This window comes from Stenotrophomonas sp. NPDC077659 (assembly GCF_050268705.1).
Taxonomy (GTDB): Bacteria; Pseudomonadota; Gammaproteobacteria; order Xanthomonadales; family Xanthomonadaceae; genus Stenotrophomonas.
In genome coordinates this window covers 63,595-78,103 of sequence record NZ_JBNNHG010000002.1, presented here as the reverse complement: position 1 = coordinate 78,103, position 14,509 = coordinate 63,595, and the positions used below count along the sequence as shown (strand labels likewise).

Below are 14,509 nucleotides of genomic sequence, written 5' to 3'. Positions count from 1 at the left end.
GCGCGACAGGGTCGACGCGCTACGGCCAAGCCGCCGGGCTATGGAACGAATACTTGTGCCGTTGGCGATTTCAAGCTGAAACACGCCTCGCTCTTCCGAGCTCAGATGACTGTAATGCTTTCCCATGCCTGCACCCTACGTGATTGTCGGGTGTTGCACTTGGAAGTTGAGTCTAAGCTGTCGCCCTCCTCTGCGCTCAACGTCCATCCTGAGCACAGAAGTGGGCAGCGCTTTCGAACTTCAGGACTCTCCGCCGGCCATATGCTTCAACGGGAACTTTTGCCGTTCCGCCGGAGCAGCTCTTGGTGCGACTATTTCACTGCTTCAAATTTCTCGAAGTACTTCTCGATCAGACCCCTGGCTGCCTTCCCGATATTGGCGTAGTCGGCTTCGTTGAGGTTGGCCAGTGACACGCGCCCGGCCGGCCTTGTGGTGCCGAACCCCCCGCCTGGCAGCAGCACGATGCCTGAGTCCTTGGCGAGCTCGAACAGCAGTTCGCGTGGCTCGACCGCCTTGAGCAACCAATCGACGAACGGCTTCCCATAGACCTTTTCACTCAGATCGGCCAGATCCAGCAAGGTGTAGTAGCCCACGTCATTGGGATTCGGGTCAGGCGATGCACCAATTTCGCGGTAAAGCGCATGCTCGCGAGCCCGGATCAGCCTCTTCATTGCCATCTTGTAAGCATTCGGTGTGTCCATCAGCGCAAACAGCGAAAAAAGCACCATCTGTGCCTGCTGCGGGGTGGATAAACCGGCGGTGTGGTTCAGCGCCACGGTGCGACTGTCAGCCACAAGGCGATCGATGAACTTCAATTCGCGCGGGGCTGTCGTGATCGTTGAATATCGTGCATCCAGTTCCACCTTTACGCTCTCGGATAGACTGGCGATGCTCCGGTCCAGGACATTGTCGCGATGGGTTGCAATGGCACCCAATCGCCAGCCGGTTGCTCCGAAGTACTTCGAGTAGGAGTAGACAAGGATGGTGTTGTGGGGCGCAACAGCGAACAGCGAGGTGAAATCATCGGCAAATGTGCCGTAGACATCATCGGTCAGTAGAATCAGGTCCGGACGTTCGGCGACAATAGCAGCAATCAACTGCAGCGTCTCTTCATCGATTCGTACCGACGGGGGATTGCTCGGGTTGACAAGGAAAAATGCCTTCACCTTCGGATCGCGCAATTTTTCTATTTCAGATTCCGGGTACTGCCAGCCTAGCGCCGGGTCGGCTTCAATCAGCACTTTCTTCAACCGGTAATCATTCAGATCCGGAATCTCGATATAAGGGGTGAAGATGGGCATGCCAATGGCAATGCTATCTCCTGGTGCGAGCAACCGGTTTTCGCGAAGCGTGTTGAAGATATAGGTCATGGCGGCCGTGCCGCCCTCAGTGGCAAAAACATCGACGTCGCCAACGAAAGGATAGGTCCCAACCATCTCCTGGCGAAGGTACTGGGCCACGATGGGCTCGGCACACTTCAGCATGCGATCCGGTACAGGGTAGTTGCAGCCAAGGATCGCGTCGCACATCTCATACAGGAACCTTGAGGCATCATGCCCCAGTTGATCGCGCACGTAGGACACCGCTCCTACCAGGAACTCGATGCCGGCGACACCTGAATTCTCTCTTGCAAAAATCTCAAAGCGATCTTCGATTCCTGCCAACCGTGGCATGCCACCCACGCCTTCAGGCATGTAGGCAAAGGAGCGCTGTGACTCGCGCATTGCGAACAGGCCCAGTTGCCAGAATGCATGCCGGGGAACGGTCGCCAGAAAATTGGGATTGCCGCGCCCGGCATTGAGCATCAACCGGTTCTCGACGCTCCCTGCCAAGGTGATCAGTTCGTCCTTCAGCTCGAAGGGGCTCAGTTGGGCAAGCTTCTCGATATGCGGATCCATCGATTTCACTCCTCTATCAGCCGCGATTAGACCAGGCCCACGACAAGCGGTCCCAGCAGAGTCAGGAAAACATTAGCCAAGGCATAGGTGATGGCAAACGGAACTGCGGGGACGGAACTGCCGCACTTGTCCAGGACCGCACCAATGGCCGGGTTCGCGCTACGCGAACCACTCAAGGCGCCAGCAAAGACGGCGACGTTGCGGTAGCCCAGTACGTAGCGACCGAACAGCATGGCCAACAGCAGAGGAACCATCGTGACCGCCACCCCCAACGCAAAAAGGGTGATGCCGTGTTCCTGGATGGCGCCCAGTGCCTGTTTGCCCGAATTGAGGCCGATGACGATGACGAAGGCGGCCAGGCCAAAGTCCTGAAGCAGCTGCCCCGCTGCCGAAGGTAGAGCGCCGATCACAGGTCGCTTGCTGCGCAGCCAACCAAACAGCAGGCCGGACAGCAGAACGCCGCCACCCGCGCCCAGCGTCAGCGAAATGCCGCCGATGTTGGCCACCAGAAGACCAACCAGCAAGCCAACGACGATGCCCAGCCCCATGTAAACGAAGTCTGTCTTGTTATCGGCCACCAGCGGGTAGCCGGCCTCCTTGGCGGCCCGGGCCGTGTCCGAGTCGGCACCGTAGAAGGTCACTACATCGCCGTGCATCATTACCGTCTGCGGCAGTACTGGTACGGGACGGCCCATGCGGGTGACGGATTCTATGTAGACGCCATGCCGCATCTTCAGATCAATGGCGGCTTTGATCTGCGCAATGGTCATCCGGTTCATTCCCTTGCGGGTAAACACGGCTTGGCGCGACTGCATCACCAATTGCGGTCCATCGTACGCCGGCAACTCCGGGCCGATGCGCGCGGAACCCTCGACGACGTGTTCGCGGCGACCGATCGCCACCACGACATCACCATTCTGAAGGCGCGGCCCTTCGGCCAGATCCAGTGCAGTTCCGCCGCGCAGCACCCGCTCGATCGTCAATGCACCATCGGCCTCGCTCTCGATATCCGCGACCGACCTGCCCGCCGCGTGCGTGACCTGATAGGCCCGACCGACCAGTGCCGGCATTGCGCTGGACATGCCGGCCACCGCGGGCATGGCGCCGCCACTCAGTCGCTGCTCTTCCTGCAGCGCGCCCTCGCGTAGATCCTGCTTCATGAAGCGCGGCAGGATGTTGGCGCAGACGATGATGGCGCCCAGCGAGCCAAATACGTAGGTCACCGCGTAGGCGATTGCCACATTGGCCTGCAAGGTCGCGATCTGATCCGCCGGCAGCGGCAATCTGGCAATGGCATCCCCCGCCGTGCCGATGATGGCCGATTGGGTCAGGGCGCCGCCGGCCAGGCCTGCGGCCAATCCTTTGTCCAGGTCGAAGAGCTTGGCCAGGGTTACCACCGTCACCAGCGACACTACAGCAACAAAGGCGGCGAGGATGATTTCCTTGATGCTGGAACGGTTGAGCGAGCTGAAGAACTGCGGACCACTGTTGTAGCCAACCGCGTAGATGAACAAGGCAAACATGATGGCCTTGACGCCATTGTCGATGGACACGCCGATCTGGCTGACGCACACCGCTACGAGCAGCGAACCCGCCACGCCCCCCAACTGGAACCGACCGAAGTTGATTTTTCCGATTGCATACCCCAGCGCAAGCGTCAGAAAGATCGCAGCTTCGGGGGACCGGCTAAATACAGAATGCAACCACATCATCGGGCCTCTCCTGGTCAAGTCATGCGGTAGACAACACTCACCACCAACGGGCCAAGCAGCGGTAGCAGCACGTTGGAGATTGCGTAGGTCACGGTGTAACCAACAACCGGAGTCGCGTTGCCGGCCGCGCTGGTCAGGGCGCTGATTGCCGGGGTACTGCACTGCTGGCCCGCGATTGCTCCCAGCAGCAGGGGGGCCTCGATCTTCAGAAGGAAGTGTCCAATCAGAAGCGAAGCCGTCGCAGGCAGCAGCGCCGCAAGCACGCCTGCGAAAGGCAGCCAAAGGCCGTACTCCTTCATCAGCGTCCATGCCTCTGGCCCTGCGGAAAAACCAACTGCCGCGATGAATGCAGCCAGACCGAAATCCTTGAGGATCTGCGCAGCAGGCGCGGGAAAGGTTCCGTACTGAGGGTGGCGGCTGGAGAACCAGCCGCTTACCAGGCCTGACACAAGGCAACCACCGCCCAGCCCCAGAGTCAGATGGATTCCGCCCAGAGTGACGCCGCCGATGCCCAGCAGCAAACCAACGAAAATCCCTGCTCCAAGCATGACGAAGTCGGTCTTGTCACTGCTCTCCAGCGGGCGTCCCAGCGCCTTGCCGGCTCGATTGACAGCTGCGCCAGGGCCGAACAGTTCGACGATATCCCCTGCCTGGAAGACCAGCGCGGGCAACAACGGCACGTCGAGCCCCAAGCGCCTGACTGAGCGGATGTAGACCCCACGGCGAAGCGCCAACGGCGCCAGCGCCCGCACCTGTTGCAATGTAGCTCCCACCGCGCCATGCCGGCCCAGGATGTAACTCCGCGATATCAACGGGAGATCGAAATCGGCACGGTGCACGTCCGGGCCCAGGGCACTGCCGAGCGCGACAATCGCCTCCCGATGGCCCACCAGCAACATTTCGTCATCGGCCTTCAGGACCAGCTCCGGCTCGGGCTCCAGGTCGTGGCCCGCGCGACGGATACGTACTATCGTGGCGTCGTGCCGCCACTCTGCCTCCAGCGCTCCGACCGTGCAGCCTGCGGCGCTTCCGACGCGATGTACGCGACCGATCAGGGATGGCAATGCGGAGGCGCCCTTCGCTTCAGTCTGCCCCATACGCTCGGCCAGATCGGCCGCTGACTGCCTGAGGTTGATGCGCAACATCAAGGGCGCCAGCTGGCTTGTAAACAGCACAATCGTGATCAGGCCGAACAAGTAGGTGATGCTGTAAGCGGTGGCAATCTGCCCCTGCAGCGCCGCAACCTCCGACGCAGTGAGCGGCAAACGGGAGATCGCTTCGGACGCTGTGCCAATGACCGCCGATTCGGTGGCCGCGCCAGCAAGGAGCCCCGCCGCCGATCCCGCATTCAAGGAAAGCGCGAGTGTGGCCACCAGCACGACGACCGTCACTACGATGAGCTCAACCAGCGACAGCATCCCGAAGCGCCAGCCAGTGGCAAGGTGCGCGAAGAACTGAGGCCCCCCGGTGAATCCCAATGCGAAGATGAAGAGCGCGAAAAACACGGATTTCACATCTGCGGCCAGCGTCACCCCCGTCTGGCCCAGCAGGAGCGCCACGATGAGCGTGCCGCATACCCCGCCCAACTGCACTGGGCCAACGCGCACCGCTCCGATCATATGGCCCACGGCCAGCGCTATGAACAGCGCAATTTCCGGGTGTTGGACGAGAAGCCCGCTCATCGCACGAAGTCATACTTGATGCTGCCTTGGACACGCAGCACGTCCGCACGGCGGCCGTCCTGCACCTTCAGATCGCCGTACAGGATCTCGACACCCCAGGAAAAGGTCGGACTGGCCTGAAGGATAAGGTTGGTTGCGGCATAGGTACTGGCTCGGAAGGCATCCGGAGCGAGCAACGGATTCGCCTCCAGCTGCAGGCGACCAAACACCAGATTCGAGCGCCAGCCCCCGGCCCAGTGGTGGGTATAGCCGATATGCGCTGCTGAAACCTGAAGCGGATCCAGTCCATCGGGGGCCACCACGGCATCCAGCTGCTTGCCGCCCAGATCATTGAGATACCGTGACACTCCTCGACCGTGAATGATGCTGGCCGACAGCACGCCGCTGCCAAAGTGATGCTGGCCGGATATATTCAGCCCATAGCCGGTGGCACCTTGTTCACCGCCCCCGCCACGGTACGCCAGCCGCCTCAGCAACAGCGCGCTCTGGACATGCCCCCAGGAGCGCTCCATGCGCAAGGTGCCCACGACGTCCGGCAGCGGCTGCTCCGCGCTTCCTGGCGCAGATATGCCAATGTCTGTTTCAGGGTCCTCGATTGATAACGAAGTCGTTACGCCGTTGCCGAGACTCCACAATTGCCGCACCGATGCGACCCGGCGCAAGGACTCGCTGCCGGGCCCTTCATCGTCCAGAGTTTCTGGATAACTGTCCGGATCCGCGAAAGCGCTATAGCCGTATCCCGCGTACGTGTTGCCGACCTGTGCGTGGGCCTGCCGCAACCGGAAGCCTGTGGTCCCGGGGCCACCATAGAAGTCGTTCTCCAGGTAGAACCGAAGCGGGCCCAGGCTTGAAGGGCGACGGACCTCGAAGCTGAAACGCGTGGCGTTGGCGTCCAGATTGGTGTTCGAGCCACGGTCGCCTGCCACCGGGATACTGGAGGTAACCAGCTTGTCCGGGTTTCCCGCAGGATCTTGATCGTGGATGAAGTTCAGCTTGGCAAAGCCACCCAGTTTGATGGCCGTTTCAGTACCGGGGATGGGGATGAAGCCTTGAAGTCGGGGATCGTTGGGCGGAGGAGCATTGTTGGGCCGAGCCACCCCGGTGAGTTCGTCGCCGAAGGTCTGCCTGGGCGGCAGGGGCGAGGATTCGCGCGATGGCGCTTCGCCGGGCGTGATGGAAACAGGTTCAGCGTGCTTGGCGACTTCTGGCGTGGCCGGAGTTCTGATATCCATGGGTTGTGTTGCGTCCAATCGAGCTCGAAGCTCGGCCACTTCACGACGAAGGGCCTTCACCTCCTCGACCAGTGCAGAGTCTGCCTGATGGGCAGCCGAAGCTGCTCCGGCAACGAAGAGCAGTCCGGTTGCCAGATACGGCAATCCATAGCGGCCGCACACAGTCAAGTTCCCCTGCCCGGATTCATCCTCGTCAGGCGAGGCGCATTGAAGCCAGAACCCGCTGCATGTGGAATTCGGCGCAGACCCGAAGATCGGCCTGCTTCATGCGATGTTGCCTCGTTGGCTCCACACTCGAAACCCGCGGGATCCAGTTCCAAGTGTGGGCGAAGCCAGAAGAGAGCATCCGGCGTGGCTTCAATAGCGGACTCACTGGTGCGCGACATGGAAAGCCCCTGACCGGAGATGCAACCCTTAATACACAGTTAACCGTCAAGATGTCATGAGCATGGCCGCCGGCGTCCCAGGGCTCCACGTTATCGTGCATGACACACATTTCATTAACAGATCAACACTTTAGACTACTCGCGGAGATTTCAACGCTGACTTTGGATTTCATTCGCTCATCACATTTGAGGGCTACCTAAACAGGGAGTTCGGCATGAGTCGCAACGTCGTCGTGGTTTCGTGGAGCGATGCCGGCCTTGACTACCAGGCATTGGCTGAGCTGAGGAAGTCAACCGACATCCGGCTGTATCAAGCCGGGGTATTCAAGCGTGAGCTGGATGGCCGGTTGGTGTCCGGGCAGCCATTGGGGGCGCAACACCTGGCGGCTATGACGAGGCTCGTCGAATCCTGAAAAAACCAGACGCGCTGACAAGAAGCAGGAGCGCGAGGCGCAGCGGGAGAAGACCAGGCAGTGATTCAGCTCCTTCTTCGGGCAGCGATCATCCATGATGCGACGCTGCCCTCCCCTCATGCTGTCGCATCACAGCACCTACTCCCATCCACCTCAGTAGCAGGCAACATGTCATCGCACAGACGTGCGGACCGCCACCCAGCTCAGGAGCACTGCCGTGTATCGTTCAAATGGAAACTTCGAGGCATTCGCGCGTCCACCCAAACCTCAGGGGGTCGATGGCAGGCGCGCTTACTTCGTAGGGGCGGGCCTGGCATCTCTTGCTGGCGCGTTGTTCCTGATCCGTGATGCGCAGATGCCTGGCACTGCAATTACTGTCTTTGAAGAGCTGGATCTCCCCGGTGGAAGCATGGATGGCATCCTTGATCGGGACAAGGGATTCATCATCCGCGGCGGACGTGAGATGGAAGCGCACTTCGAGACGCTATGGGACCTGTTTCGCTCAGTGCCTTCGCTGGAAACACCCGGCGCATCGGTTCTGGACGAAATGTACTGGCTGCACAAGAAAGATCCTTCAAGCAACCCTGCCCGGGCAATTCATGGCCGGGGACAGATCGTACCGCAGGTGGCTGACCTTACCCTGACCCCCAAGGCCATTGAAGAGTTGATCTCGCTTGCCCTCACCCGCGAAGAAGATCTTGACAACAAGCGCATCGACGAGGTTTTCAGCGAGGAGTTTTTCTCTTCTCACTTCTGGCTCTACTGGGCGACGATGTTCGCCTTCGAACCGTGGGCCAGCGCTACAGAGATGCGACGCTACATCATGCGTTTCGTCCACCATATCTCGACACTGTCTGATCTCACATCACTGCGATTTACGCAATACAACCAGTACGAATCCCTTATCCTGCCGTTGGTAAAGCATCTCCAATCCCAGGGTGTGACGTTCCGCTATGGCATCCAGGTGGAGGATGTGCTCGTTTCGGCAAATGTTGGAGAGAAGCGCGCCACCCAGATCCATCTGAGCGCGCAAGGGAAGACCGAGCGGATTGATGTCGATGCGGATGACCTGGTATTCATCACCAACGGGTCCATCACCGAAAGCTCCACGTACGGTGACAACGACACGCCAGCTCCCGTTGTTGCAGACGACGGCGGAGCGTGGTCGCTTTGGAAGCGCATGGCCGCCAGAGACACCGCCTTCGGCCGACCTGAGGTGTTCTGCGAACGTATTCCCGAGGCCAACTGGACCATCTCTGCCACGGTCACATTGCTGGATGACCGCATCACTCCCTATATCGAACGCTTGACCGGGCGCGATCCGCACTCGGGGGTAATCATCACCGGTGGGCCATGCAGCATCGAAGATTCGAACTGGCTCTACGGCTTCACGATGAGTCGACAGCCACACTTTGCCAGCCAGGATTCAAGCAGGCAGTTGGTGGTGTGGCTTTACGGACTCTACTCGGACCGACCCGGCAACTATGTTCCCAAGACCATCCGCGAGTGCTCCGGTGCAGAACTGTGCGCGGAATGGCTTTACCACATTGGCGTGCCACTGGATGATATCGATCTGCTGGCGCGCGAGGCAGCCAGCACCGTTCCCTGCAACATGCCCTACATCACCTCCTACTTCATGCCACGGGCCATGGGTGATCGCCCGCTTGTGGTGCCCGTCGGCTCTCGGAACCTTGCGTTCATCGGTAATTTTGCCGAGACAGAACGGGATACGGTCTTCACGACGGAGTATTCCGTACGGACAGCCATGGAGGCGGTCTACACGCTTCTTGATGTCGACCGAGGCGTGCCGGAGGTCTACGCCTCCATCTTCGATGTAAGAGTTCTGCTCAGCTCGCTCTACTACCTCGGAGATCGGAAGCGCCTTCATGAGCTGGACCTGCCCTGGATTGCACGGGCTTTCGGCAGGATCGGGATGGAAAAGATCAAGGGCACGTATCTGGAAACACTGCTGTCAAACGCCAGACTGATCTGACGCATTGCTTTCACCTGGTTGGCGACCGTGCGCGGGTATGGCGGGAGTGTAAGCGGGGTTCTGGTATCGGTGGCCGTGGACGGAAATCGTCGAGCAAGCTCGCCGCTACAAGAGCCGGGCGCGGCTGCCATGCCTTCGCTTCACGCGGCGATCTTCGGTCGCCACACGCTTGCGCTGGGGCAACGCCAGCTCCTCCCGTCGCTCGACCAGGAAATCCATCAGCGCCCGCACCTTCGCCGGCATCTGGGCGCGCGATGGAACGTACAGGAAAAAGCCAGGAAAGGGCCGGCACCAGGGCGCCAGCACGCGCACCAGTGCGCCGCTGGCCAGGTGCTCGCGCACACATAGATCGATGTGGCGGACCAGGCCGACGCCCTGCAGCGCGGCGCGCAGCATGCTGTCGTCGTCGTTGAACACCGCGTTGCCTTGGGGTTCGAAGACCAGTTTTCGCCCCTCGCTCCCCGGTGCGGTGAACGTCCAGTGGTCGATGGTGCCGCTGGACGTGAACCGGTACGCCAGGCAGTTGTGGCCCATCAGGTCGGCGGGGCTGTCTGGCACCCCATGGCGCCTGAAGTAGTCCGGTGACCCGACGATGGCCATTTCCAGCGGGGGCGTGATGGGCACGGCCACCATGTGCTCGTCGAGGCTCTCACCCAGGCGGATGCCCGCGTCCATACCGTTGGCCACCAGGTTCGAGAAGCCGTCGTCCATGATCAAGTCCAGCCGGAGCTTGGGATGGCGCGCCAGAAACTCGCCCATGTACGGTTCCAGCAGCAGGCGTGAAGCGATCCGCGAAGCGTTCATCCGGATCATGCCGGTAGGTTCCGCATGCACCTCGCCCAGCCCTTCGACCGCGCGTTCGATGGCGGTCAATGCCGGCTGCAGCACGTCCAGCAACTGCTGCCCTTCCTCGGTCAGCGACATGTTCCGGGTCGTCCGATGCAACAACCGCACATCAAGCCGTTCCTCCAGCGCCTTGAGGTTCTGGGAGAGCGCTGCACGGGTTATCTCCATCTCGGTGGCCGCCTTGGTGAAGCTGCGGTGCCGGGCGATGTGTGCGAACCAGGCCAGGGATGCCAGGAGGGAGGGATCGAGCGCCATTGTTCAGCTCTGCTTACCAGTCATGTATCTGGAAGGCTATTTATTGGATCCAATCCGGTCAATAGCATGCCCACTGTCGGTACCAGAGTCGGCCACCGTACACCCACACCGGAGCACGCACATGCGCAACGTCACGTTCAAGAATCTCAACGGCCAGGGCGTCACCACGGCGGCCACCCTGTACTTCCCGGCAGGCTTTGACGAATCCAGGAAATACGCAGCAGTGGTCGTGTCCCATCCCGGTGGTGGCGTGAAGGAGCAGACCGCCGGACTGTACGCCAGGAAGCTTGCCGAAGCCGGCCTCGTCACGATTGCCTTCGACCGCTCGTACCAGGGCGCGAGCACAGGCGAACCGCGGCAGCTGGAGAACCCCTATGTCAGCACCGAGGATGTGAGTGCGGTCATCGATTACCTGACCACCCTGCCCTATGTGGACCAGGACAAGATCGGTGCGATGGGTATCTGCGCCGGCGCGGGTTACAGCGCCAACGCCGCCATCAACGACCACCGCATCAAGGCGCTTGGCATGGTCAGTGCGGTCAACATCGGCCAGATGTTCCGCAACGGCTGGGAGAACACGGTCAAGGACGCCGATGCCACGGGCTTCCTGGACGCCGGTTCCAGGGCGCGCACAACCGATATCGCTTCAGGCGAGTTCGCCACCATCCCGCTGGCACCGCTGCGCGAAGCAGATGCGCCCAATGCCGAGCTGCGCGAAGCGTGGGAGTACTACCACACCCCGCGCGCCGAACACCCCAATGCGCCGGGCTTCGCGCTGACCCGCAACCTCAACCAGATCATCACCTACGATGCCTACAACAAGGCTGAGGCATTCCTGACCCAGCCGATTCTGGCGGTGGCCGGCAGCGCTGCTGGCAGCAAGTGGATGAGCGATGACCTGTTGGCGCGTGCCGCAAGCAAGGACAAATCGCTGCACGTGGTTGACGGTGCAAATCACATGTCCCTCTACGACGTGCCCAGCTACGTGGACCAGGCGGTTTCGGTGCTGGCGCCGTTCTTCCAGACCCGTCTGAACTGAATTGGCCTACTGACCGGGAGAACACCATGGACACCTTTTCCATCAAGACTGTCAGCTACCCGAACCTTGGGTGGCTGACCGCTGCCGACATCTATCTGCCCGCCCACTTCGATGAGGGCAGGAAGTACCCTGCCATCGTCAGCACACATCCCATTGGCAGCTGCAAGGAACAGACGGCCGGAAACGTCTACGCCAGAGGCCTGGCCGAACAGGGCTTCGTGGTACTGGTACACGATGCCAGCTTTCAAGGCGCAAGCGGCGGCGATCCTCGCTTCATCGAGGATCCATCGATACGCGTTTCGGATATCCGCTTTGCCGTCGATTACCTCCAGTCGCTGCCATACGTCGATGCCGATCGCATCGGTGCCATCGGTGTCTGCGGAGGCGGTGCGTACACCATTCACGCCGGCATTACCGACCACCGTCTCCGGGCGCTGGTGTCCATTACCGGCGTGAACTATGGCCGACTTATCCGCGAAGGCTTCGCACAGTTCAGACCGCGCACGATGGCAGCCGACATCGCAGGTATGCGCACGGCCCAGGCGCAGGGCGCCGAGCGTCGTGTGGCCAACCTGCTGCCGGACTCCGTGGAGGCAGGAAAGGCCGCAGGCATCACGGACATCGACGTACTGGAAGCGACCGAGTACTACAAGACCGCACGCGGCCAACAGCCCAACGGTGCCACCTGCCAGCTCATGTCCTTCAGTGGCGCGGCGATGGGGTGGGATGCCTTCCTCAATGCGGAGGTGCTGTTGACCCAGCCGTTGATGGTGGTGATTGGTGACAAGCCCGGTGGCTTCGGCGCCTATCGTGATGGCTGGGAGATTCATGGCCGAGCAGCCTCCGAGCACAAGCACATCGTTGTCGCTGAAGGTTGGTCGCACTACGACTTGTATGACAAGCCTGAGCCGGTGGCCATTGCGATGGCCCAGGTGGTTCCCTTCTTCAAGGCGAACCTGTGATGGAACGCCGACGCGCCATGAGTGGTGCGTCGTTGCCCGACAGTAAAGGATCGTAGACATGAAAAACGTTCTTGTTCTTGGCGCTGGCGGCCAGATCGCCCAGTGGGTGATCAGATCGCTCGCCACATCAGAAAGTGTCCACCAGACCCTGCTGCTGCGTGATCCGAAGAAGCTGACCGGAAAGGAGCCGGCCAACGCAGCGATGGTCATCGGCAACGTCCTGGACAAGCGTCTGCTCGAGGATGCGGTCGCAGGCCAGGACATTGTCTACGCCAACCTGACCGGCGAAGACCTGGACAAGCAAGCCCACGCGATAATCGCAGCCATGAAGCGTACAGGCGTGAAGCGCCTGATTTTCGTTCTCTCTTTGGGGATCTACGATGAGGTTCCAGGCGCCTTCGGTGAGTGGAACAACGAGAACATCGGTGAAGATCTCAAGCCCTTCAGGCGTGCGGCCGATGCGATCGAGGCATCTGGTCTGGACTACACGATTCTGCGCCCGGCGTGGTTGACCGATGAAGATGAGGTGGACTACGAGATCACTGGAAAGGACCAGCCATTCAAGGGCACCGTCGTGTCCCGAAAGAGCGTGGGCGATCTTGTTGGTCGGATCATCGTCGATCCGGCGCGTTACGTCGGTGCGAACCTGGGGTTGAACAAGCCCGGAAGTGACGGCGACAAGCCATGCTTCATGTAGTCGCGGTAAACGCATCGCCCGGGACGGGCCCGCACGCTCGAACCGCTCTACGCCACCGTAAAACAGGCCCATGCGGTCGATTCAGTCGTTCGCCCGTCGGCTGGGCCATGGCGGGGGCCCTCCGTGTGGAAAGGTGGCCGCTGGCGGTGCGGGACTCGCGAAGTCGGGCGCGCTCGACTCTCCCGGGCTGGCGTTCGCTTCAGAAGTAGAGCCCGATGTTCAGGTTGAACCGGGAGTGCCACTGCGACGGCCCGCCATCGTTGATGCCGATGCCATCGCCGCCGGCAAACCACATGTCGCGGCCGGCAATCCAGTCCACATAGGTGGTCATGATGCCCTTCTGCAGGCTGCAGCCGGTGACGTTCTGCCACGAATCGCGTGCGCCGGTGCGGTGCCCCGTCGGGCGGGTCATGCTGAGGTTGTTGTAGCAGGTCAGATCATCCAATCGGCCCTTTGCTGCAAACGAATAGGCGACATTGGCACTTGGGACATCGGCCTGCGCTGCGGTTTCAAATGGCGCCTGGAAGGCTGAAAGTGCGATGCGATCGCCCGGAATGTCGTACCGGTAACGTGCCCATTGCAGCTGCGCCGTCCAGCCGTTGCGCTTCCACTGCGCATGCAGGGCCCCGCCGTGGTGACCATGGCGGCGGCGCGTCTGCGTGTTCTGGACCTTGCCTGCAAAGACTGATGCGCCCAGCAGCAGCTGGCCCCCTGCCCACGTGCGCGTCTGCTCTACCCGTGCATGCAGCCGCTGCTGCTCGCGGTACGGCAGCGCATCGGTCTGCGCCACGTCGAAAGAATAGCGGTCATGACGGGCACCTGATCCGTATTCGTCACCGGAGAACCAGCCTGCATGCCAGGTGGTGTCGCCTCGGGTGTAGGACAGCACCAGCCCGGGGTCATAGTCATCTTCGATGCCCAGGTAATAGCCGGAGCCGAACCAGAAGCTCTGCGAGACCGTAGGCAGAAGCCCGAAGGGCACCTGCTGGATCCCGGCCTTCAGCCGGGCCTGGTCGGAAAACTGCCAGCCTGCATAGGCGTGATGCACGGCGTGGAACCCGTCGTACCATCGATACTGGGCGGAAAACGAGAATGGCCCGGCGCCCGCATCAAGATCTGCACGCAGCAGTTCCACCTGCAGGCCACTGGTGGGCGCGTAATCCAGCCAGCCATAGTTGAATCGAACGGCGCCGCCGGGCTCGAAATAGGGGGCCGCATCGCGCTCGCGTTCTGATGCAATGGACTGGAATGTGATGCCCGCCAGCACGCTGGCAGCGACGAAGGAAACAGCTCTCACGGACGGCCGTCAGCCTCCCTGTTCTGCGGAGAATGCGAGCTATCATGGCGCAATTGCGATGAATGGGGCGTCTGCTGCCGGCGTGGTGCGGGCATGG

At 61.1% G+C, this 14,509-nt stretch carries 12 protein-coding genes; 5 read left to right on the top strand and 7 right to left on the bottom strand.

Annotated features, from left to right (window positions below):
* The 5 genes from ACQKDV_RS00735 to ACQKDV_RS00715 all read right to left on the bottom strand — a co-directional run.
* The coding region (locus ACQKDV_RS00735) for a helix-turn-helix domain-containing protein (protein ID WP_427781890.1) at positions 1 to 126 on the bottom strand (126 nt) is incomplete at its 3' end.
* Positions 127 to 311: 185 nt separating this feature from the next.
* Positions 312 to 1,898: a bifunctional aspartate transaminase/aspartate 4-decarboxylase gene (locus ACQKDV_RS00730; protein WP_427781885.1), complete on the bottom strand. Its 1,587-nt coding sequence runs from the start codon at positions 1,896 to 1,898 to the stop codon at positions 312 to 314.
* Positions 1,899 to 1,924: 26 nt separating this feature from the next.
* On the bottom strand, positions 1,925 to 3,610 hold the full coding sequence (gene aspT, locus ACQKDV_RS00725; RefSeq protein ID WP_427781884.1) for an aspartate-alanine antiporter: 1,686 nt from the start codon (positions 3,608 to 3,610) through the stop codon (positions 1,925 to 1,927).
* Between the two features lie 14 nt (positions 3,611 to 3,624).
* Positions 3,625 to 5,292, bottom strand: coding sequence for an aspartate-alanine antiporter (aspT, locus tag ACQKDV_RS00720; RefSeq protein ID WP_427781883.1), 1,668 nt, complete (start codon positions 5,290 to 5,292; stop codon positions 3,625 to 3,627).
* Positions 5,289 to 6,524: a porin gene (locus ACQKDV_RS00715; RefSeq protein ID WP_427781882.1), complete on the bottom strand. Its 1,236-nt coding sequence runs from the start codon at positions 6,522 to 6,524 to the stop codon at positions 5,289 to 5,291. Before ACQKDV_RS00715 ends, aspT (ACQKDV_RS00720) begins: the two co-directional genes overlap by 4 nt.
* Positions 6,525 to 7,125: 601 nt before the next feature.
* On the opposite strand from ACQKDV_RS00715, the gene ACQKDV_RS00710 reads away from it, so the two are divergent.
* On the top strand, positions 7,126 to 7,323 hold the full coding sequence (locus tag ACQKDV_RS00710) for a hypothetical protein (protein ID WP_427781881.1): 198 nt from the start codon (positions 7,126 to 7,128) through the stop codon (positions 7,321 to 7,323).
* A 217-nt stretch (positions 7,324 to 7,540) separates the two neighbouring features.
* Positions 7,541 to 9,316, top strand: a complete 1,776-nt coding sequence (locus tag ACQKDV_RS00705; protein ID WP_427781880.1) for an oleate hydratase — start codon at positions 7,541 to 7,543, stop codon at positions 9,314 to 9,316.
* Positions 9,317 to 9,421: 105 nt separating this feature from the next.
* Here the strand turns inward: ACQKDV_RS00705 and ACQKDV_RS00700 are convergent, their stop codons facing one another.
* Positions 9,422 to 10,417 (bottom strand): LysR family transcriptional regulator, encoded by a 996-nt coding sequence (locus ACQKDV_RS00700; RefSeq protein ID WP_427781879.1) that lies wholly within the window; start codon positions 10,415 to 10,417, stop codon positions 9,422 to 9,424.
* A 121-nt stretch (positions 10,418 to 10,538) separates the two neighbouring features.
* On the opposite strand from ACQKDV_RS00700, the gene ACQKDV_RS00695 reads away from it, so the two are divergent.
* The 3 genes from ACQKDV_RS00695 to ACQKDV_RS00685 are packed head-to-tail and all read left to right on the top strand — an operon-like array spanning position 10,539 to position 13,115.
* Positions 10,539 to 11,456 (top strand): alpha/beta hydrolase, encoded by a 918-nt coding sequence (locus ACQKDV_RS00695; protein ID WP_427781878.1) that lies wholly within the window; start codon positions 10,539 to 10,541, stop codon positions 11,454 to 11,456.
* A gap of 26 nt (positions 11,457 to 11,482) precedes the next feature.
* Positions 11,483 to 12,418: an alpha/beta hydrolase gene (locus ACQKDV_RS00690; protein ID WP_427781877.1), complete on the top strand. Its 936-nt coding sequence runs from the start codon at positions 11,483 to 11,485 to the stop codon at positions 12,416 to 12,418.
* A gap of 58 nt (positions 12,419 to 12,476) precedes the next feature.
* Entirely contained in the window at positions 12,477 to 13,115 is a 639-nt protein-coding gene (locus ACQKDV_RS00685; RefSeq protein WP_427781876.1) for an SDR family oxidoreductase, read from the top strand.
* Between the two features lie 199 nt (positions 13,116 to 13,314).
* Here ACQKDV_RS00685 and ACQKDV_RS00680 read toward each other — a convergent pair whose 3' ends face one another.
* On the bottom strand, positions 13,315 to 14,412 hold the full coding sequence (locus ACQKDV_RS00680; RefSeq protein WP_427781875.1) for a hypothetical protein: 1,098 nt from the start codon (positions 14,410 to 14,412) through the stop codon (positions 13,315 to 13,317).
* Positions 14,413 to 14,509: the final 97 nt, after the last annotated feature.